Origin of the sequence: Coraliomargarita parva (assembly GCF_027257905.1) — a bacterium.
GTDB classification, from domain to species: domain Bacteria; phylum Verrucomicrobiota; class Verrucomicrobiia; order Opitutales; family Coraliomargaritaceae; genus Coraliomargarita_A; species Coraliomargarita_A parva.
Genome location: NZ_JAPZEI010000004.1, coordinates 418249 through 437553, shown reverse-complemented (window position 1 = coordinate 437553; position 19305 = coordinate 418249). Strand labels below are relative to the sequence as shown.

Annotated in this window: 20 protein-coding genes; 4 read left to right on the top strand and 16 right to left on the bottom strand. The window is 57.0% G+C overall.

Features of this window, described 5'->3' with window-relative positions; translation table 11 throughout:
* Window positions 1-103: 103 nt before the first annotated feature.
* Window positions 104-1078, bottom strand: a complete 975-nt coding sequence (locus tag O2597_RS08300; RefSeq protein WP_269523896.1) for a YheT family hydrolase — start codon at window positions 1076-1078, stop codon at window positions 104-106.
* A gap of 211 nt (window positions 1079-1289) precedes the next feature.
* Between O2597_RS08300 and O2597_RS08295 the strand changes: the two genes are divergently transcribed.
* Window positions 1290-1598 (top strand): hypothetical protein, encoded by a 309-nt coding sequence (locus tag O2597_RS08295; RefSeq protein ID WP_269523895.1) that lies wholly within the window; start codon window positions 1290-1292, stop codon window positions 1596-1598.
* A 10-nt stretch (window positions 1599-1608) separates the two neighbouring features.
* Here O2597_RS08295 and O2597_RS08290 read toward each other — a convergent pair whose 3' ends face one another.
* The 3 genes from O2597_RS08290 to O2597_RS08280 are packed head-to-tail and all read right to left on the bottom strand — an operon-like array spanning window position 1609 to window position 3687.
* Window positions 1609-1989: an RNA-binding S4 domain-containing protein gene (locus O2597_RS08290; RefSeq protein WP_269523894.1), complete on the bottom strand. Its 381-nt coding sequence runs from the start codon at window positions 1987-1989 to the stop codon at window positions 1609-1611.
* Window positions 1982-2488, bottom strand: coding sequence for a macro domain-containing protein (locus O2597_RS08285; protein WP_269523893.1), 507 nt, complete (start codon window positions 2486-2488; stop codon window positions 1982-1984). The genes O2597_RS08290 and O2597_RS08285 overlap by 8 nt, the downstream gene beginning before the upstream one ends.
* Window positions 2489-2529: 41 nt before the next feature.
* Window positions 2530-3687, bottom strand: a complete 1158-nt coding sequence (locus tag O2597_RS08280) for a MalY/PatB family protein (protein ID WP_269523892.1) — start codon at window positions 3685-3687, stop codon at window positions 2530-2532.
* A gap of 249 nt (window positions 3688-3936) precedes the next feature.
* Between O2597_RS08280 and O2597_RS08275 the strand changes: the two genes are divergently transcribed.
* Together O2597_RS08275 and O2597_RS08270 are read left to right on the top strand one after the other, a co-directional pair.
* Complete coding sequence (locus O2597_RS08275) at window positions 3937-4611, top strand: spermine/spermidine synthase domain-containing protein (protein ID WP_269523891.1); 675 nt, start codon at window positions 3937-3939, stop codon at window positions 4609-4611.
* Window positions 4612-4692: 81 nt separating this feature from the next.
* Window positions 4693-5481: an alpha/beta hydrolase gene (locus tag O2597_RS08270; protein WP_269523890.1), complete on the top strand. Its 789-nt coding sequence runs from the start codon at window positions 4693-4695 to the stop codon at window positions 5479-5481.
* Window positions 5482-5532: 51 nt separating this feature from the next.
* Here the strand turns inward: O2597_RS08270 and O2597_RS08265 are convergent, their stop codons facing one another.
* From O2597_RS08265 to O2597_RS08210, 12 genes are all read right to left on the bottom strand, one after another.
* A complete protein-coding gene (locus O2597_RS08265; protein WP_269523889.1) occupies window positions 5533-6555 on the bottom strand; it encodes an RluA family pseudouridine synthase in 1023 nt (340 codons plus the stop codon).
* Window positions 6556-6698: 143 nt separating this feature from the next.
* Window positions 6699-7964 carry an FAD-dependent monooxygenase gene (locus O2597_RS08260; protein WP_269523888.1) on the bottom strand — a complete coding sequence of 422 codons (1266 nt, stop codon included), beginning with the start codon at window positions 7962-7964 and terminating at the stop codon, window positions 6699-6701.
* Window positions 7965-8083: 119 nt separating this feature from the next.
* Complete coding sequence (locus O2597_RS08255; protein ID WP_269523887.1) at window positions 8084-8848, bottom strand: hypothetical protein; 765 nt, start codon at window positions 8846-8848, stop codon at window positions 8084-8086.
* 141 nt (window positions 8849-8989) lie between these two features.
* Window positions 8990-10231, bottom strand: a complete 1242-nt coding sequence (locus O2597_RS08250) for a pyrophosphate--fructose-6-phosphate 1-phosphotransferase (RefSeq protein ID WP_269523886.1) — start codon at window positions 10229-10231, stop codon at window positions 8990-8992.
* A 192-nt stretch (window positions 10232-10423) separates the two neighbouring features.
* Window positions 10424-10561 carry a hypothetical protein gene (locus O2597_RS08245; RefSeq protein ID WP_269523885.1) on the bottom strand — a complete coding sequence of 46 codons (138 nt, stop codon included), beginning with the start codon at window positions 10559-10561 and terminating at the stop codon, window positions 10424-10426.
* Between the two features lie 84 nt (window positions 10562-10645).
* The gene (locus O2597_RS08240) at window positions 10646-10993 is read right to left on the bottom strand and encodes a hypothetical protein (protein ID WP_269523884.1); all 348 of its coding nucleotides are present in this window, start codon (window positions 10991-10993) and stop codon (window positions 10646-10648) included.
* A 492-nt stretch (window positions 10994-11485) separates the two neighbouring features.
* Window positions 11486-12100: a hypothetical protein gene (locus O2597_RS08235; RefSeq protein ID WP_269523883.1), complete on the bottom strand. Its 615-nt coding sequence runs from the start codon at window positions 12098-12100 to the stop codon at window positions 11486-11488.
* 29 nt (window positions 12101-12129) lie between these two features.
* Entirely contained in the window at window positions 12130-12582 is a 453-nt protein-coding gene (locus O2597_RS08230) for a hypothetical protein (RefSeq protein ID WP_269523882.1), read from the bottom strand.
* 25 nt (window positions 12583-12607) lie between these two features.
* Complete coding sequence (locus O2597_RS08225) at window positions 12608-13219, bottom strand: hypothetical protein (protein WP_269523881.1); 612 nt, start codon at window positions 13217-13219, stop codon at window positions 12608-12610.
* A gap of 201 nt (window positions 13220-13420) precedes the next feature.
* On the bottom strand, window positions 13421-14383 hold the full coding sequence (locus O2597_RS08220; RefSeq protein WP_269523880.1) for a type II secretion system F family protein: 963 nt from the start codon (window positions 14381-14383) through the stop codon (window positions 13421-13423).
* A 144-nt stretch (window positions 14384-14527) separates the two neighbouring features.
* A complete protein-coding gene (locus O2597_RS08215) occupies window positions 14528-16993 on the bottom strand; it encodes a DEAD/DEAH box helicase (RefSeq protein ID WP_269523879.1) in 2466 nt (821 codons plus the stop codon).
* Between the two features lie 272 nt (window positions 16994-17265).
* Window positions 17266-18018, bottom strand: a complete 753-nt coding sequence (locus tag O2597_RS08210) for a hypothetical protein (protein WP_269523878.1) — start codon at window positions 18016-18018, stop codon at window positions 17266-17268.
* A gap of 213 nt (window positions 18019-18231) precedes the next feature.
* On the opposite strand from O2597_RS08210, the gene O2597_RS08205 reads away from it, so the two are divergent.
* Window positions 18232-19296 (top strand): quinone-dependent dihydroorotate dehydrogenase, encoded by a 1065-nt coding sequence (locus tag O2597_RS08205; protein WP_269523877.1) that lies wholly within the window; start codon window positions 18232-18234, stop codon window positions 19294-19296.
* Window positions 19297-19305: the final 9 nt, after the last annotated feature.

Here is a 19305-nt window from a genome sequence, read left to right as displayed (position 1 = left end):
GGGCTTTACCGGGGCCTGGCAGGCCCAAAAGCGACGCAAATACCCGCCCAGGGCACTCGCCCTGCAGGGGGCGGACTGGGGCGACCTAGCCGTGATCAAGCCGCTACGAAGACAGGTGTTCAGTTAGGAATTCCAGCATCCGGCGGTCGGACCAATAACTATGGTCCTGATTGAAGGCTATGAATCCCATATGTCCGCCGTTCTTTGGGATTTCCAAGTAGAGGTAGCGATTGCGTTGAGCGGCTTCGACCGGATAGCAACTCGGGCTGAGGAATGGATCGTCCTTTGCATTGACCAAGAGGGTGGGGACCCGGATGTTTGACAATCTGGGACCGCAGCTGCACTGCCGCCAATAGTCTTGAGCGCTGTGGAAGCCGTGAATCGGAGCGGTGTAGGCATTGTCAAATTCACGAAACGTGCGCATGAGATGCAGGCCTTCGTCCGAGAGCTCTCCCGGAAGTACGTCCATTTTGTGCAGAACCTTGGCTCTCAGCGTTTTTAGAAAGCGCTGCATATAGATCCGATTGCTCCAATGTTCCAGTTGGCGCGCTCCGCCTTCTAAATCCGTCGCGACGGAGAACGCGACCGTCGCTTGAATGCGTGCGTCCACATGCCGGCCGAGGTCGCCGAGGTATTTCAGCTGGATGTTCCCTCCCAGGCTGTAGCCGACCAAGGCAATACGATCATATTGGTTCAATGCAAAGACATGCTTCAGTACAGTTTCGAGATGATCGGTTGAGCCGCTATGGTAGGAGGAGAGTCTTCGATTCGGTTCGCCGCTACAGCTGGGTAGGTTCCAGGCCAAGACATGCCAGTCCGCATCTTTTAGGACGGAGGCTGCACCTTGGACATAAGCACGCTGGGAATTGCCTTCCAATCCGTGTGTCAAAATCGCCAAACGTTTTGAGCTACCTTCGCGGTACCAGTCCAAATCGATGAAATCTTCATCCGGTGTTTCGATTCGTTCTCGTTGGGTTGTGATAGCTCGAACTTTACGGAACAGTGCGGGATATATCGTTTGCAGGTGCCCGCTCCAAAAGCCGAACGGCGGACGGTAGGAGGATTGGAGGAGCGGCATGTCCTGATTGTATGGAACTCGCCCCTGAATTGTCCAGTCGTGCTTTGCTCGCTGACAAGGAGGTTGCACCCAGCCTATTTTCAGTTATCGTTAGCTGTTGTAGATAAGTCCCCCTCTGACCCCAAAAATTATGTACCTATATTCCACAGTTAAAATTCTTCTCCTCGGTGGATCGCTTGTTGTGTTGGCCGCCTGTGATAAAAAGTCCGATATGCCCACCGAGCCTGAACCGGTAGATCAAGCCGTCCTCGAAAACACCAAAGCGGAACTTGAGAAGATCACGGAGCAAGCGAAGGAAGATACGGCCGAAGCCATGGCAGCCGTCAAGGACGCTTCGGCGGAGTCTGTCGCCAATGTTAAAGAAGAAGTGATTGAAATCAAAGAAGCCGCCACAGAGAAAGTGGATGCGGTTGTCGACGCTGCGAGTGAAACACTTGACGCGTCCGGAGAGGAACTCAAGTCGATGCAGGAGTCCGCAACTCAATCCCTTCAGAACATGACGAGGAATGTATCCGAATGAGTTTGGTTTTCTAGTAGTCCGGCCCGATTAACTTTTCGATATCCCGACGGTCTTTCTTTGTCGGGCGTCCTCCGCCTTCATGTTTAAAGAGGCGAGCATTCAATCGTTTTTCCCGTGCGGCCTCATATTCGGATTTCGGAGTCAGGTCCTCGGCAAATTCCGGCACGACGGCCGCGCCTACCCGTTTTTCGGTCAAACCTAATACGGAAAGTGTGCGGGTTAGTGTTTTGGTCCGGGCAACTACCTGGTCGCCAATTCGTAGCTTGGCAGAGGGCTTGGCGATACTATCGTTCACCCGTACGGCAGAGCCCCTGCATGCTTCCGTGGCATCCGAACGTGACTTGTATACACGAACCGCCCAGAGCCATTTATCGAGTCGTATGCTATCCATGATGAGCGTCCAACACTTTACGAAACGAGGTAAAGGTGGATTCGTCGAAGAGTACGAATACGACTTTCTGAAGCGATAGCAGAGTGTCCATTCGCTGATAGAGTCCATCGATCAACAAGTGAGCGACTTTATCCACGGGGAGACCAAAGATTCCCGTGCCCATAGCAGGAATGGCAATCGAATGCAGCTGGAGCCGCTCTGCTTCCTTAAGAATGGAGGCCATGCACTGGTCCACCAACTGCTGCCATGATTCGATTTCACCGCAAGGGGCCACCGCGTGGATAACATACTGTTGGGGCAGGTTCCCCGCGCGTGTGGCAACGGCTTGACCGGTCCGGATCGGGGCCAGCGTATCACATTCATCCTGAATCGTGGGTCCTCCCTTGCGCAGGATCGCTCCGGCAACACCCGCCCCGAGGACGAGGTGTTCATTGGCGGCGTTCACGATCGCATCGACTTTCGCGTCGGTGATGTCGCCTTGTTGCAATTCTATCTGCATTGTTCTGTCGGTTCGCGCTGGAGCCGGGAAACCCCGAGCCGTCAGCGATTCTGAAGGGCCGATTTTATTTTTTCCAGTCCTTCCTGCAATCGGCTGCGCGGGCATCCGAAATTCAGGCGTACATGCTGGGGGCCGGCGAAGGGGGTACCATCGGAAAGGCCGACGCCGTGATCCTCGAAGAACTTGATCGGGTTCTTGAGGCCGAGTCGGCTGACGTCGAACCAAGCCAGATAGGTTGCCTGCATGGGGCGGAAAGTGATCTGTGGCAGTTCATTCCGAATGAACGCATAGAGCAGGTTGTAGTTGTCCTTTAAATACGTGAGCAATGCCTGGCGCCAAGGCTCACCCTGGTTATATGCAGCGGTGCAGGCTGCATAGCCAAAACAATTCACCTCGGTAATGATGCCACGGATTGTTTTCTGGAACTGGAGCCGCAATTTCGGGTTTTCAATCACGGAAAAGGTGCACGCCAGTCCGGGCAAGTTGTAGGTCTTGCTGGGGGCCATCAAGGTGACGGTTCGTTGTGCAATCGACTCGCTAAGCGTCGCGGTCATGATGTGCTTGACGGATTCATCAAAGACAAGGTCGCAGTGGATCTCGTCCGAGATGAGCACCAGATCATGCCGTTCGCAGAATTCGGCCAAGGCTGTCAGCTCCTCCCGTGTATAGACGCGACCGACCGGGTTGTGCGGGCTGCAGAGGATGAGCAGTTTCGTGTTCGGTTTGATCGACGCTTCCATGGCTTCGAAGTCGAGCGTCCACTGATCCTTTTCATTTAGGCAGAGCGGGACCTTAATCAGTTCCCTGCCAGCGTATTCCGGAGCGGAAAGGAAGGGCGGGTAAACCGGTGTCGCGGTCATGACCGAGTCGTCCGGTCCGCAGAAGGCATGGCAGCACAGGTTGATCGCCGGTACCATACCCGGGAGGAAATTGAGCCAGGATGCCTTGGCGCTATAGCCATGTTGCCGCTGAAGATATCCGAGGACCGCATCGACCGGTTCATCGAAGGGAATGGTGTAGCCATATACCCCGTGGTTGAGGCGTGCCTGCAATGCCGCAATGATTTCGGGCGCACTGGTGAAGTCCATGTCCGCCACCCAGAGCGGGAGAATGTCGGAGTCCTTGTACTTGTCCCATTTCAGGGAACCATAGCCATTGCGGTCCGGGCAGCTGTCAAAGTCATATGTCGTGTCAGTCATGAGCCGGAAACGATCAACGCGCTTCGATATGGCTGCAAATCATTTTGGCGGTTTCTTATTCACAGGCTGATGATTCAGGGGTTGGAGACGGTATCCACATTGTTTGGCCCGGGTGACGCGTCCCGAAGTGGCGGCTTCGCTTGGACATGCGAGCGACCGGCTGAAGAAGGTCGCCTACGGTGTGTGCCGGAATACGGGGTTGTGTGCTTTGGCATTGCCAGATGCATCGCTTCACTACGGACTCCACGGATGAAACCACGCATCAAGCTCGACGAATCGAAAACGCCCGACGGGGTCAGCATGGCCCTGTACGAACACGACGGTGCCTATTCGATCAGCCTACGCGGGCAGGAGTTGATGCATTCGAAAGCCGCGGCCTCAGAACTGCGACTCGGCGAACTGGGGGTGGAACATCTGGGGGAGGCCAAAGCACCACGCATCCTGATCGGCGGACTGGGGCTTGGGTTCACCTTGAAATCGGTTTTGGCGGGTGTGGGCCCTGACGCGAAGGTCGAGGTGGTCGAGTTGCTGGAACAGGTGGTGACCTGGAACCGGGAGCGCTTGCAGGATTTAAATGGGGGCCTGCTGGACGATCCTCGGGTGAGCGTACGGGTGGCGGATGCGGTTCCGCTTCTGCGCAAGTCACATCCGAATACCTATGACGCGATCCTACTGGATGTGGACAACGGCCCCACCGGCATGGTCAAGGTCAGCAACAATTCGCTCTATTCCCAGAAAGGCATGCGTCAGGTGCGTTCCGCCCTGAAACCCGGCGGGCGAGTCGTGGTGTGGTCGGCGGGGGAGGATCCGCATTTCAAGGAAAGCCTGAAGCGTGCGGGTTATCGCGTGGGAGTGGTTCCGGCGAAAGTGCACGAGCGTGCAAAGCGTGCCGCCTATATCCTGTATGTAGGTGACCGCGATTAGGGCGTCTTTTTAAATTAATGGAACGTGAGTTTGCCGTAATTCGTTCTGGTGTCCCGTTGCAGGAGTGCCCAGATTCGCGGCATGGCATTCATTCAATGTGATTTCTTTTCCGAAGCGCTCGGCTTGAGCTGCAGCATGAACGTAATTCTGCCTCAGGCGACGCGCCAGCAGATCGGGATGAAGGGAGCCGCGGGTATTGGGCCTCACCCCGTGCTCTGGTTGCTACACGGTGCGTCGGACGACCATACGATTTGGATGCGCCGCACTTCGATCGAACGTTATGTGTCCGGTCTGGGGATCGCGGTAGTGATGCCTGCCGCGAATGTCAGCTTCTACCAGAACATGGCCAGCGGGCCCCAGTACGGCACTTTCATCAGTGAAGAACTTCCGGCTATCGCTCGGTCCTTTTTCCCGCTGTCGGACAAGCGCGAGGACAACTTCATTGCGGGGCTATCGATGGGCGGCTATGGTGCCATGCACGTCGGCTTGAGCCATCCCGAACGCTTTGCCGCGGTGGTGAGTCTTTCCGGGGTACTTGATATTGCGGACATCGCAAAGGAGGATGATCCAGGGCGGCAGAACTGGATGCGCACGGTCTTCGGGGAGGAGTATCCGGACCTGAAGGGGCATCCCGCTGACTTGCTGTCCAAACTGGAAAACCACAAGGCCACAGGGACCGACCTTCCGAAGCTGTTTGCCTGCTGCGGGCGGGAGGATTTCCTTATCGAGCACAACCGTACTTTCAACCGCAAGTGTGCAGAGCTGGGTATTCCCCTTGAGTACATAGAGAACGAGGGCAGCCACGAGTGGGGCTACTGGGATGTCATGATCCAGGATGTTCTCAAATGGCTACCCTTGCAGAAAGCCTAGTTCTTCAGCCGTCCGACTGCACGATCTTGCCTGAATCGAATCGAAGCGGTTCTAGCGTTTCCTTTTGGCGGAGCGCTGGACCTTGGCGCGGAGAATGTCCTCTACGGCGATCAAGTCGCGGGGAAACTTCGAGTTGAAGCGGCGCAACTTGCCTGTTTCCGGGTGCACGAAGCCCAAGGAGGACGCATGCAGCGCCTGCCGTTTGCAGTCGTAGGGGAGGCCCTTTTTCTCGTTGGTCGCGCTCTTATAATCCGGGTGATAGAGGCGGTCGCCCAGCAGGGGGACACCGGCCTCCGCCGCATGGATGCGGAGTTGGTGCTTCAAGCCTGTCTTCAAGCGCAGCCGCAGTTTGCTCACCGTGTGGGTGTCGCCGTGTTTACCTGTCGGCCATGTGATTTCCTCGACGACTTGGTAGCTGCTGATTGCTTCGGTGGCACCGTCCACTTGGTGGTCGTAGGTATGCTGTTCCATGCCTGCCTCATCGAGCACAAACCAGCTGCGCCACTGGCCTTTGAGCTTGTCCAGTTTACCGTCGCCCAGCGCCATGTATTCACGCAAGAAGCTATGGTCGCGCACTTGCTTGACCAGATGTTCCCGTGCCTTCGGGTTCATCGCAAAACAAAGCAGGCCGCTGGTGTACTGGTCGAGGCGGTGGACCGGCAGCGGTTTGAGAGCCCTGCGGTTCACCCGGTTGCGGTCCAGTTCCGCGGCTCCTTTGCCCTGCAGGTAAGTGTCGAGGACCTGAAGGGCCGAGTTCTGATTGCTGTCGGGCAGCGGGACCGAAAGCAGGCCGGGACCCTTGTTGACGATCGCAAGTGAATTATCGATGTAAAGCAGGTTGACCTGGGCGTGGATACGGGTCGGCATGCTCTTGAAAAAGACCGTGGGCTTCGAATCGCCGAGTCCCAGTCGCTCTCCTGGATCTTCCATTCGAAGGTGAGGTTTACGGATCACCTCTCCGTCGAGCTGTACGCGTCCATGGGCGAACCATTCCTTTAAGCGCTTTTTGGGGCTGTCGGGATGGCGGGCTGCGAGCCACTCAAGGGCAGTCTTCTCGTCACTTTGGTTAGTCATTCTGGTGCGTTTCTAGATATGGAGCGGCAAAGCGCAATCCTGCGATGCGCTGCATTTGGCACGAGTGCGCCCGTATTTAAACAGAGACGCCCTGGCCTCCGCGACCAGGGCGTCCGTTCTGCTCCCGGCAGCCTGCAGTCGGACTAGGCTGCATCCGTGAGGTGCAATTGTTTCAGCACCTCAGGCAGGGATTCTCCGGAAGCCGGTATATTGCCAATCAGGCTTTCCCGATGGCATTTCAACCATGCGGTTGCAGCTTCGCTTCCGGTGCTATGGTGTCCCATACCGAGCAGCCGTCTCCAGTCGTCTTGCCGGTCCACGTTGTAGGCTTGGAGACGGAATTGTCTTGCTTCGTCCTCGCGGTCCAAGCCGATCCGTTCGGCGAGGTCGGCGCCTTCATGCATGCCCACGTTCATGCTGAGTACGCCGGCGGGACGGGCCATATGTGCGGCATCGCCAGCGAGCCAGAGTCGACCCTGGCCGAAGCGTTCCGCGAGGCGGCTCTCAAAGTGTACCATGGCGCGCCATTTCACATCGCTGGAGGACCCGATAAACCAGGGTGCATGGCGGTGGAGCAGTTCGTCGAGGTGTGCGTTGCTAAGTTCGGGCGCGGACTGTGCGCGTTCATCGATAAGGGAGTGATCCTTGTTGAAGGAGCTGTTTTGGGCGAAGCCCGGTTCCATCTGGAAACTGAAGCGGCAACGGCCGTCGGGCAGGGGCCAGAAGATGTGTGTTTTATCCTCCTCGACGATCATCCGCATTTCCATCGGAAGCTTGATGTTGGTCTGGAATTCGAAGACCGCATAGTCCAAGGCCGGGGCGATTTCCTTGAAGTCGATCCCCGCCGAATGCCGGGTGGGGGAGTCGAAGCCATCCGCAGCGATCAGGTAGTTGGCGTGGTAATCCAAGACCTTGTCGACCTGCATCTCCATGTGGGCCACGGCGTAGCCGGTCATACCCTCGATCAGGCGGTCCACGGAAAGCTGCACTTCCTCGCGGGTCTGTTCGATGTTCCGGACGCGGTGGTTCCACATCGGGTTATGGCCCTTGTCGGCCAGGGTGTCGACAAGGATGGCTTCCAGTTCGTTTTGTCCGATGACGGCGAGGTAGGGGTACTTCAAGGGGAGTTCCCCGTAGTCGATCACGCCTTGTTGACGGTTGTGGTCATCAAAGATGGCGGCCCGCTTCAGCTTGAGCGCTTCATCCAGGATCGGCTCGATAATGCCCAGTTGGTCCATGAGCTCCAGGGTTTCCGGATGCAGGGCCAGGGCATAGCTGTGGGTATTGGTGTGACGCTCGCGATCGAGCAGGGTAAAATCAATTCCGCGGTCAGCCAGGACATGGGCTGCGGTGAGTCCAACCGGACCAGCTCCGAGGACGACTACATCGGTGTGCTTCTTATTGAACATGGGGTAGTGGGGTTGACGTGATACGACTGCAGATGCCCGCTTTCGCGAACAATTTGAGTGTATGAGATCGTGCGCGCAGGTCAATCCCCGAATCCGTATCTGCGCGCGTGGGATTCCGCTTACCTGAGCTCTTCTGAGGGGGCTTGGAATGCGTCCGGTCCTGCCTCCGCTGCCTGCTGCCCGGCTGAGTCTTCCGTGAGTTCCGGGCGTCGCAGGATGAAGATCATCAAGATGCTGAAGGCGGCATTCGCGAAAAGGTAGAGCGGAAACTGTAGAACCGGGGGCAGGGCGTACACGATCATCAGGGTGACGGGCCAAAAAATGAGTGAAGTGGCCCAGACCGGCAGCAGGCGGCGCCCTACATTGCCTGGATGCAGCTGCTTGATAAAGGCTGCCGGATTGTAGTGAACCTCGCGGAGCATGAACCAGGAGACGATGAGCGGGATCGTGACCAGAGGGGTGAAGACGAGCTGATCAAAGCTTGTTTTGATCAGCAGGGATTGCCAGTTCACCTGTTCCCCGAAGAGATGGGTCTGCAGGCGGTAGAACAGGTCGACCAGTACGCCGAGCCAAGCCCACATAAGCAGTTGGTGCCCGAGTTCTCCCACTGACGGGGTTGGTTGATCTTTCGGCCGGATGAAGAATTTGAAGATTTCAGGAATGACGCCACCGCTGAACAGCGTGCTGATTGCGGCGAAAACGAGACCGGCGCCCTGCTTGAACTCTGCGATTCTAGCAAAGATCTCAGCGCTGCCGTCCACCCAGTAATAGCACAGGACGACCGCCAAAGCCATCAGCTGGAAAGCAAGGATGGCCGCCCAATAGGTCTTGAAGGCCTGTGAGGCAGGGCCGAAAATACGCTGAAGTGCAGACTGTGAGTGCATGTTCAAAGTGGCACTACTAAGTGGCCGCTTCGGAAATGGGAAGCTGTATCGACCCGAAATGGCTGAAACTATTCAGATTTCAGAAAAAAGCCGGAACCCGCGAGAGGTTCCGGCTGAAAGTAAGGAGTCGTCTCGTCCGGCTTAGTGGCCGGCCTTGGCGATATTGGCACCCTTGGGCTGGCCGATGGCCTCGAGCAGTTCCTCGAACCAGGGCGTGTCGATATTGAAGGGCTTGCCCCCGGCGATGCGCGGGAATTCGATCGCGCGCAGGATGCCGCGATTGTCCTCGTCGTGGCCGATCACGCCGCTGTCGCGGGCGATGGCGCAGTCGACGGCGAGGTCGGTGCAGCTCTTGATCAGGCGCAGGTCGTCGGCGTTGGCGGCGGCGGCACGGGCGAAGTAACCGCTCTTTTGCACGAGCACCTTCTCGGCGTCGAGCATGGCGGCGAATTGCTCGCCGAACCACTTGCCGGGGTTGACCGCGTCGAGCTTGACGTGGCCGAAAGCATCGCGCGGCACTTCTTCGCCGGCGGCTTCCATTTCCTTGATGATGGTTTCGACGCCGGCACCCTCGGAGATGAAGATATTGACGTTGTCATGCTCGTCCATGACGGCCTTGAGGCGTGCGGCCTCGGCCTTGATGTCGACATCCATTTCCGGAATGAAGATGGCGTGCACATCCTTGCGCATGGCGGTCAGACCCACTCCGTCGGCCCAATCGAGGGCGTCGAGGCGGTCGCGGTAGGCCTTGGCGGTGGCGGCGGTCAGCCAGCCGCAGTTACGCCCCATGACTTCGTGGATAATGAGCATGCGCGGGTTGGCATTGTGCTCGGCGACCACGTTTTCGAAATACTTGGCACCTTCTTCGGCTGCGGTCCAAGCGCCCAGGCTTTGGGCGATGGGGAAGACGTCGTTGTCGATCGTCTTGGGCAGGCCGACCACGGTCAGCGCGTAGTCATTCTCGGCCAGATAGGCCGCGAGATCGGCTGCTGTGGTGTTGGTGTCGTCCCCGCCGATCGTGTGGAGCACGTCGACACCGTCCTTAGTCAGCTGGTTTGCTGCAACGGTTAGCGGGTTTTCACCTTCTTTGACCAGACCGCGCTTCACGCAGTCCTTCACATTGGTCAGCTTGACCCGGCTATTGCCGATGGGAGAGCCCCCGTGCTTGTGCAGCGTGGCCGCATTGGCGCGGATCTCGGCTGTGACCTTGATGCTGTCACCCTGCAGCAGGCCCTTGTAGCCGCCGCGGTAGCAGATGATCTCGATGTCCGGATGGAGCTCTGTGTAGCGCTCGATCAGTCCGCCGATAGCGGACGAGAGGCAAGGGGCGAGGCCGCCTGCCGTGAGGATGGCAACTTTTTGAACGGGTTTGGTTTCAGCCATGATGTTTTCTGGTTTAGGTTGAACGAAAATTGCGGAGCGTGGCTTTTTGAGCGCTTTACCGCTGAAGCGCAAACATGAAGCGCAGGGAATCGACGGCGTCCAACCTCTAATCAGACGAAAAGCGGGTGTTCAGTTTTACTTATCAGCCAAATCAGCCTGAAAGGAGCAGAAGGAATTCAAGCTTTGGTCCCTTTATCCGGCATAGAGGTTGTCCAGGGCCTGCTTGTTGTTTTTCCGGTATATGTAGAAATCGCGGTCGATGCTGATCACTTTGTCAATGTGCTCATTACCGGACACCAGGCTTTCTTTACCGACAATGCGCTGAGTCAAATCGCAGCGACTACGCTGGCGAACCTCGATGAATTGGCACAGGCGGGCTCTTGTGGAAACGTGGTGCCTTTGCCTGCTTCCTGATCAGCTTTCGAGTAGGGACTTGAGCTTCGGGGCATGTTCGATGCCCATCAGTTCGCTTCGCTTGACATAGATGATCGCATCGGACTTGCGGAGGTAGTCCATAAAGCCAAAGCACCAGAGCAGCACGCCGAGCCCTAGTAAACCCGCCGTGAAGCGGCCGAGTGAACCAGTCGTCAAATAAGCGCAGAGCGCGACGAGGTTGAAGATCAATCCGATGTAGGCAAACTCAGCGACATAGGTTTTCTTACGCTTCAATTGTAAGCCTTCGTTGTCTTCGAAAATAATTTCCCATCCAAGCTCAGAGGCCCGGCTGAGGAATTCATGACGGTAGTCTGTATCGTCGCTCATGGTGATTTGAGATGCTACTGCCTCAATTGGTTGGGTCCAGCTTGCGGAGGCCGATCATGTAAAGTTTGCCATCCTGCTGAGCCTCCTTCGATCTTTTCCTCGAATTTGATCTCCGCCATTTTTTTTGGCTCTAAATTGATGACGTAAGTGGTTCCTTCGATTTCCACTGGCTTGCTGAGTCGATCTAACATCATCGGGTAAATATCGACAATTTCGATGCTAGTGAGTCTCCTCGGGATATAGTGCTCTCCAAGCTGCCCTTGGTGCTGAGTAGCTCTTTGGTGGGCATGTCCTCGTAAAGCCAGATCGAGTTCAAGGCTTCTGTGGAGACGCTTCTGTTTTGAATGAAAGATTCAAATCGTTGTTTGAACTCGTCGCCGGCTGTTCCCGCTACGAGTTGACTACATGTGATTGCAAAGAGTATGACTAGCGTGATTCTCCGGTTCATTGATTGGATTGTTGAAAGTTTTGAGCGGCTGTCCAACTCCTGAGTTACAGAACCTTAACTTTGCCGGTGTATCGATTCAGGATCGTTTCGAATAATCGAATGCCAATGGATTCAGGACTCCAGTGTGAAATGGCTCGTTCGTTTGTGCCGCACTTGAAGTAAACCACGATGGATCTGCCATCGAATCCGGCTTTACCGCTGCTGGCTGGAAAAGTTTGCATCAGATCGGAGGATAAGAGCTCGATGAGAAATTCCGCATCCACTCTACTAATCGTTTCTGTCGAGGTCTCTGTGTTGATTCCGAGAGCCGTTTTCTCGTCTAGATTGATCAAAACCAGTGAGGTGACGATGCCCCATGGTTGATTCGCAATCAGCAGGTAATTGCCATCCGGGATCGCTATTTCTTTAAGTTCAATAAATCGATCAACTGCATAGTTGCGGGTGTTTTCATATCTCGACCGCTGGATGTGCCTGTATTGGGCAGGCCAAGTCGGGTCGATCGGGCTCAAGCTGAGATTCATAGTCTGTGGCTTTTCCGGGCCTTCAGTTGTCTCTGCATCGATCTTGTTCCGGTGCTGTATGCTTGGAACATAAATGATATAGCCTAAGAGTGTCAGGGTCTGGATGAGAATGATCCAATTCTTTAGCTTTTCTTTCATCGTGCCAGAGCGAGGGAACGTTGTGCCGATTATGGCTGAGTCGGGGAAGCTCGTGGGGAGAGTTCCACCAAGTAAAGCTTGCCGTCGATTTCGCCTAGCGGCCACGACCATTTGAACGGCGTTCCCTCCATTCGTTTTACATAGGTTACCGAGAGCAACTTGCTTGGTGTCGGCCTGTAATCGTAGCTGACTCCGTCCAATTGATTCTTCGGAGTGCCTTCGGGAATGCTGAAGTCGATGATCTCGATCTTTTCGATGCCTCTTAACATCGCATCTTTGATGCTTTCCCGAATCCGGTCATAGATGACATAATGGGTGGTTGTTTCTTCGAAGCTCCATATCTTCTGAAGGGCTTGTGGTGTCATCTCTTCTGCCTCGATGACATCGCGAAAACGTTGTTCGAATTCATCTTCGCTGGGGCCTGCAAACAAGCCGCAGGTCGTGAAGTAAAATAAGATGATCAGGAGAGGCGTCGTTTTCATTTATGCTTGAAGTCAGTGCACTGTGTCAGTGCGACTCCTCGTTCTTTTGTTTCGCCAGCAGCTCTCTGTTTTTTTTAATTGCAGAATGGACGTAGGGAGGCGCGTCTTCCGGGACATCAGGTGCAGCTACGAGCGTAAACCGAACCCATTTCGCCTGGTCTGCTTCTTCCTGAGCCTTAGGGTCGAGAAAATACCCAAAATGAGGATCGGCAACTTTGATTCCCAAATCCGTGTCACTGAAGAGCACGACGAAAAGTGAATAATCGATTTCACCACTAGGCCAACCTCCGCTCCTTTCGAAACCGTTGGTATTCAAAAGAGCCTTATGGGTGATCTTTTCTTTGTCGTCATCGATCAGAATGTTAATTTCCTGATTTTTGTAGTCGGAGAGAAACTTTACGGTTCCACCAGGCCTCGGAGTTTTAAACGCACTGAACCAATCATCATGGCCCTCGGAGGTTTCCTTGTGGAAGAAAAAGAGTTCTCTGGAATGATGGAATGTTTCCGGAATCTCGATGATCGCCGGAAACAGATTCAAGGCGAGGGCAAGTTCATCGGCGTTAACCAACTCTTTATCTTTTTTACAACCACTTGCCGCGAAGGCGAACAGTAGGACTGCGGGGATAAGATGTCTCATGAAGTGTTTGCGGGATTAAAGTGAGTTATAGAATGGGTGGCAATGGCTAAGATTGGTTAGCTTGTTGCGTCGGGCAAGGTAGCTTTTGTTGGGTTTCTGGAAAACCCTTTTTCGTCGCTCTGTTCCAGCCGTGGGATCCGTATCGCCGGTGCGGGTCCGCGTGTACGTTCGGTTGACCGGTTAAAACGGGTTGACTGCTTGCTACATGAACTGGTCGAAGGTGTGGAGGTAACCGCCGTAGATTTTAAAGATGCTGTAGATGATGATGGCGGCGACGAGTGCCATGACGGCGCTGGGGTAGAGGAAGGCGGCGAAGGTCATGGCGCGGTTCGCTTCGTCCTGAAAGTTTTGTCCGGCCTGGTGGAGACTGTGGTCGAGTGAGCCGGAGCGTGCACCGGTGCGATAGAGCGTGACAAAGAGGGTGGGGAAGCAGGGGTATTGGTCGAGGGTATGGGCGGGATCGTCGCCGCTGGCGAAGACAGGTTCGAGCCGGCGGATGGCTTTGCGGATCGCGGGGTCATTGACGAGTGTGGCGGAGGTACGCCATGCTTGCGGCGCACTGATGCCTACTTCGATCAAGGTGCCGAGGGAACTGCTGAGGTCGGCCATCGCCTGGGCCTTGCTATAACGTCGGAGCAGGGGCAGGCAGCGCAGGATGCGGGGAAGAACGGGGCTCTCTATTTTTGCCATGAGAGCCATGAGGGCGATGAAGGTCCACAGAGGGATGATGAGTGCGGCGGTGCCGAGCAGATGCTGCATCCAGTTCCAGTGAAAGCCGTTTTCGTAGTCGATCATCGGCACGAGTGGCAGGATGAGTGCGGCGATATGAAAGACGCCGAGCGGATAAAGCAGCCCGACGACCAGTTTCAGCAGGTTGCCGCTGATGCCACGGTGGCGTTCGCCCAAGCGGGCGCAGGTCTGGGGTAGCCGTCCGGTCTCGTGTGCGGTGAGGAGAAAGACCCGGTCGGCTCGCGGTAGCCAGTTGTGTCGAGCTGCAAAGGCCTGCTCCAGACTGGTGCCCGCCTCGATGGATTCGGCCAGACGAATGCGATCTCTCAGGGGAGGGCCGCCCGCTTGCCGGATCGACTCGGCCAAGGTCATGCCAGCTTCCAATAGCTGGGCCAGCTGTTGATACCATTCGGCGAGTTTCTTGTGGGAGAGCATGGTGTTTGAGAAGGATGAAGGCTGAGACCTGGTACCTATGAGATGCGGGATACGGGATACGGGATACGAGATACGGGATACGGGATACGGGATGCGGGTGGCTTTGTCTGACTTCCTTTTCGTGGGTACTGGTGGGGAGTAGGATTAGGAGGACGTGTTTGGGGACCTTTGCTGGTGGGTGAGAGGGGGGAGCTCGTCGAAGGGGAGGCCGGGTTTGCGGAGGGCGATTTTCTGGCGGCAGGCTTGCTGGAGTTCGCGCCAGCGGCCCCAGTCGTAGTCAGGGGCGGTGGCGATATGGGCGAGGAGACTGAGCCACTCGACGCGGGCGCGTTCGATATCGCCGAGGCTGAGTTCCTCGTCGAGGTAGGTCTCGGCGCGGCTGCTCCTGTTTTCGACATTGTAGAGGATTTCGCTGGCGCCGTCGCCGTAGTCTTCGGGGAGCCCGCGGCGGAGATAGCCGGGAATGGTCCGGAGGCCATAGCGTTCCTGGCAGACGGCTGCGAGGGGCCGGCCCGCCAGAGCGAGGGCTGCAAACCGGTGGCCGGCCCGCAAGTTTGCGAGGTCATAGATCAATTCCTCGACTGCGTAGCTGGGTTCTTCCAGTGCGGCGGCGACGGCAAGGCCTTCACCGTGATTGAAAAAGGAGAACAGGATGCCGCGGCGGGTGGGGCTTGCCCGTTCGTCAATCAGTCCCAGGGCGTACCAGTATTCCGCTGCACTGTGACAGGTGCCTGCCGCGGCGCGCGCCGGTTCGGAGGGACTGTCGAAGCTGCCGGCGATCTGACGTTTTCGCAGTTTCGGGTTGAGGAGGCCTTTGCCTTCAAGATCGCGGTAGGCGTAGATCTCGGCCTCGGCGTAGTCGAGCCGCGCGATGAGTTGCCCCTTATGCGGGTTCAGCTGCATGCAGCGACCTCCGCGGCTTAGCAGGGGGAGTTTTGGCACGATCCGCTTCTCGATGGCCTCTAGGGTCCACCGCTTGGGGATATTGGGCTTCCTGCCCTCATGGCGTTCCTGCTCGCGGAGGGCCTTGAGCAACCATTTGGAAAGCGTCAACCGGTCGTCCTTGGTATCGTCAGGGAAGGTTGCGATGGGGGCATCCAGTCCGTAGCGCCGCTCGCGTCCCTTGCCGGACTTCCAGAGGGTTCCGATGCGGATGCTGCTGAGAAGTCCCGGGTGACTGAGGCCCGGCAGCCAATTTTCCCCGCTTCGGTAGAGGGTATCCTTAAGCTTAAAGAGAACGGGTGCCCGTTTGCGCTCCCAGACTCCGGCCGAATTGGCGAATTCGACCACGGTGCCACCGGAGAGCGGCTGCTCCGTGCTGTGCGGGGCACCTGTTTGGGGCGGCTGAGCTTTCCTTTGGAGGAGAAAGTCCTCAAGCCCGAGCCGGATCCGTTCCCGGGCAAAGAGGCGGCCGACGACCCGGCGGGTGGCCTTGAGCGGGGGCTCTCCGGCTTGTGCGGCGGCATCCAGCACGGTGATGAGTGAGGGCCAGTCGACGGTACTGCCGCGCTTGAGTTGGAGGGGGCGTGCATCCTGTAGGCGTGGCAGTCCCTCAAGATAGAGTACAGTTCCGCGCTCATCGAGTCCGCGCCGGCCGGCGCGGCCGAACATCTGGAGCAACTCGTCGGGGCGGAGGAGGCGGTGGGCATCGGCTACCCTGTATTCCCGTTCCATCACGAGTACCGAGCGCATGGAAAAATTAATACCGGCGGCCAGCCCGGTGGTGGCGACGATGACCTTCAGCTGGCTGTGTTTGGCCAGCGGTTCGACCAGCCCGGCCCGCTGGTTGTAGCGCATCCCGCTGTGGTGGAATGCGACCCGGTTTTTGAGGCAACGGGTCAACTCGTTGCCGGCCACGGCTTTTTGCTCGGGAGTCAGAACAATAGGATTTTCTTCCGGGAGCGCGGCGGCGAGGTTCAGGGCGAGGGTCTCGGCGGCCTTGCGGCGTGGCGCGAAGATCAGGATGGGGCCGAGGCCGGCGGCGAGCGCACGAGCCACGTAGCGAGGCCAACGTCCATGAATATCCTTCCGTTTGAGGTCGGGCAGGGCGTCGAGGTGCACTTCGTCGAGTGGGACCGGGCGCTCTTCATGGGAGACGCAGACCGCATTGCGATCGGCACGCCGCAGCCAACCCACGATGTCGCCGGTGTTGGCGACGCTGCCGCTGAGTAACAAGAGCTGGGTCTCCGGCGGACTGAGGGCGATGGCCAGCTCATAGTTCACGCCCCGCGAAGGGTCGCCGATCATCTGGTATTCGTCGATGACCAGGAGCTGCGGGCCCCGGCCCGAAATGAGCCTGCGTTTTTGGGCTTCCAGGGTAGCGACGATGACCGGAGCATCGGTATTGTGGCTGACATCGCCGGTTTCGATCCCGACGTTCCAGCCCTTGCTACGCCATTCGTGGAGTTTGTCGTTGGCCAGCGCCCGGGTGGGCACGGTGTAGACCGCTTTGCCGCTGAAGCCGCCGGCCATGAGCAATTCAAAGACAAAGGTCTTGCCCGCGCCGGTGGGGGCGTGGACGACCACATCATGCCCGGCCCGTAGCAGGCGGACGGCCTTCTGTTGCCAGAGATCCGGCACGGTCAAAGCACTGGCAAGGCTGTCCTCCATCCTGCCAGCGTCGTGGTAAAACCGATCGCTGTAAAGTCTGCGGGCGGTTTTGAACGAAAGATTTACGGGGAAATAAGAGTCGTGCGTGGTTTTTGGCTGCGATCCAGATCATGCAATGCAATCCGGCTGGGGGTCGATGGCGTGTGGGGACACACGCACGCTACCGTGCTACCTTGTATGGGCGGTTGGGCGGGGGAGGTTAGGAGCAGGAGTCGAGGCACGAAAAAGCCCCGGCGGAGCCGGGGCTTGGAAAGTCAGGATGTGATAGACGGTTATTTGTCTTCGTCGTCTTCCTCGTCCTCGTTGAAGTCTTCATCCGGGGGAGAGGTGGTTTCCTCGTAATCTTCCTCTTCTTCGTCTTCGTCCTCGTCCCACTTCATGGTTTCGTCGGCTTCGATATCCTCTTCCTCGCCGGCATCGACGTCGGCCAGGTCCTGCTCGAGTTCTTCGTCTTCGGACTTGGGGCCGCCTTCCTCGTCGTCGTCCAGCTCAAAGCCTTCCGGTACGTATTCGAGGATGGAAGTGAGTTCGTTAAAGAAGTGAGTGGCGCGGCCTTCCATGAAGTCGGCATTTTGAGCCTCACGGATTTCCTCCTCCAGTTCCTCGACGGTGAGCTTCTGGGAAAAGTCGATCAGGTCGTTGAGCATCTTTACCCGCAGCTTGGTGACGTGGTCGAGCAGGTCGGCATAGGGACCCTTCTCCTCATCCATCACGTCGGGGAGGGCGAAGAGTTGCTCCTCGCTGTCGAGAATGCTGTCCTGCACACGCTTGAGATAGACGGACTTGTCCTTCTCGATGCTTTCAATCGCGAAGGGATAGAAAGCTTCTTCGACGATTTCGGTTTGGAGACCGTAGTCATGGAGCGGTTCAAGCAGGTCGAGGATATGCTGGAACTGACGAGGGTCGATAATGGCGAGGCCATCAATGTCCCAATGGATGGGATCGCTGATCTCCTTGATCCACCAGTTCATATCTTCGCCCAGACGGGCTTTGCACCATGAGAGTTTTGCGGTAGCGTTGGGCATGCGTTCGGAAGTCTTATTTACGGAATTTCGGGAAAAGAATCGATTGGTTACAATGTGAGCGAATTCACTTGGTTTACTAGGGGTTAAAGACTCCCTTTCGGTCTTGTAAAGTGCTTTGTCAGAAAAATTTCCGTGGCGCGTTTTTCATTGTTTTGGAGGAATCAGCTGTTAGCTTGCGCCCTTACCTCGAAATATTGGAAGAACGCACGAGTCATGGCATCCATCTACGAAAATATTATCCGCCCGCTTCTATTCCGCATGGAGCCGGAGCAAGCACACGATCGAGGCCGCACCCTGTTGATGACAATGGGGAAGGTTCCCGGCTTGTGTCCCATGTACCGCCGTTACAATCAGGTACGCTCCGACAAGCCGGTGCGACTCTTTGGCTTGGACTTTCCGAATCGTGTCGGCCTGGCTGCCGGCATGGATAAAGACGGGGAATTCGCCCGCGCGGTGGAAGCGCTGGGTTTCGGCCACGCCGAAGTCGGCACCGTCACGCCACAGGGGCAACCGGGCAATCCGCGCCCGCGTCTTTTTCGTTTCCCGCAGTATGGTTCGCTGGTGAACCGCATGGGTTTCAACAACAAAGGGGCGGAGGCGATGCTTCACTCCCTGGAAAAGAGCTATCCGAAGGGGAAGCGCGGTATGCCGGTCGGGGTAAACATCGGCAAGGCGAAGGCGACGCCCCTGGACAAGGCGGTCGAGGATTACTTGAGCTGTTTCCGCACGCTGGCGGACCAAGCCGACTATTTTACGATCAATATCAGCAGCCCGAACACCCAGGGCTTGCGTGAGCTGCAGAGCAAGGCCTACTTGCGCGAGCTGCTGGTGGCCCTGCGCGACGAGAACAAGGCGCATGCCAAGAAGTTGGGGCATGAGCCGCACCCGCTTTTGCTCAAGATCGCGCCGGATTTGAGCTTCCCCGAGATCGATCTGATCCTGGAGGTGCTGTTGGATCTCGAGTACAGCGGTGTGATTGCGACCAACACGACGATCGCCCGTCCTGAGGGCTTCCCTTCCAGCGAGACCGGTGGTCTCAGTGGCGGCGAGTTCATCCGCCGGCGTTCCACCGAAGTAGTGAATTACATCTACCGTGCGACTTCCGGTAAATTGCCCATCGTAGGGGTTGGCGGGATTGATTCCCCGGAATCGGCTGGTGAAAAGCTCGATGCCGGGGCCTCGCTGGTCCAGATCTACACCGGATGGGTGTATCGTGGGCCGTTCTTCGCCCGCGAGCTGGCCAAGGCCCTGCGTGCCCGGGACAACGATTGGGTCTAAGTCCGCGCT

Excerpts from the sequence above, each read along its gene's own strand:
- O2597_RS08300 (WP_269523896.1), bottom strand. The coding sequence starts at position 1,078 with ATGCCGCTCCTCCAATCCTCCTACCGTCCGCCGTTCGGCTTTTGGAGC.
- O2597_RS08295 (WP_269523895.1), top strand. The coding sequence starts at position 1,290 with ATGCCCACCGAGCCTGAACCGGTAGATCAAGCCGTCCTCGAAAACACC.
- O2597_RS08290 (WP_269523894.1), bottom strand. The coding sequence starts at position 1,989 with ATGGATAGCATACGACTCGATAAATGGCTCTGGGCGGTTCGTGTATAC.
- O2597_RS08285 (WP_269523893.1), bottom strand. The coding sequence starts at position 2,488 with ATGCAGATAGAATTGCAACAAGGCGACATCACCGACGCGAAAGTCGAT.
- O2597_RS08280 (WP_269523892.1), bottom strand. The coding sequence starts at position 3,687 with ATGACTGACACGACATATGACTTTGACAGCTGCCCGGACCGCAATGGC.
- O2597_RS08275 (WP_269523891.1), top strand. The coding sequence starts at position 3,937 with ATGAAACCACGCATCAAGCTCGACGAATCGAAAACGCCCGACGGGGTC.
- O2597_RS08270 (WP_269523890.1), top strand. The coding sequence starts at position 4,693 with ATGGCATTCATTCAATGTGATTTCTTTTCCGAAGCGCTCGGCTTGAGC.
- O2597_RS08265 (WP_269523889.1), bottom strand. The coding sequence starts at position 6,555 with ATGACTAACCAAAGTGACGAGAAGACTGCCCTTGAGTGGCTCGCAGCC.
- O2597_RS08260 (WP_269523888.1), bottom strand. The coding sequence starts at position 7,964 with ATGTTCAATAAGAAGCACACCGATGTAGTCGTCCTCGGAGCTGGTCCG.
- O2597_RS08255 (WP_269523887.1), bottom strand. The coding sequence starts at position 8,848 with ATGCACTCACAGTCTGCACTTCAGCGTATTTTCGGCCCTGCCTCACAG.
- O2597_RS08250 (WP_269523886.1), bottom strand. The coding sequence starts at position 10,231 with ATGGCTGAAACCAAACCCGTTCAAAAAGTTGCCATCCTCACGGCAGGC.
- O2597_RS08240 (WP_269523884.1), bottom strand. The coding sequence starts at position 10,993 with ATGAGCGACGATACAGACTACCGTCATGAATTCCTCAGCCGGGCCTCT.
- O2597_RS08235 (WP_269523883.1), bottom strand. The coding sequence starts at position 12,100 with ATGAAAGAAAAGCTAAAGAATTGGATCATTCTCATCCAGACCCTGACA.
- O2597_RS08230 (WP_269523882.1), bottom strand. The coding sequence starts at position 12,582 with ATGAAAACGACGCCTCTCCTGATCATCTTATTTTACTTCACGACCTGC.
- O2597_RS08225 (WP_269523881.1), bottom strand. The coding sequence starts at position 13,219 with ATGAGACATCTTATCCCCGCAGTCCTACTGTTCGCCTTCGCGGCAAGT.
- O2597_RS08220 (WP_269523880.1), bottom strand. The coding sequence starts at position 14,383 with ATGCTCTCCCACAAGAAACTCGCCGAATGGTATCAACAGCTGGCCCAG.
- O2597_RS08215 (WP_269523879.1), bottom strand. The coding sequence starts at position 16,993 with ATGGAGGACAGCCTTGCCAGTGCTTTGACCGTGCCGGATCTCTGGCAA.
- O2597_RS08210 (WP_269523878.1), bottom strand. The coding sequence starts at position 18,018 with ATGCCCAACGCTACCGCAAAACTCTCATGGTGCAAAGCCCGTCTGGGC.
- O2597_RS08205 (WP_269523877.1), top strand. The coding sequence starts at position 18,232 with ATGGCATCCATCTACGAAAATATTATCCGCCCGCTTCTATTCCGCATG.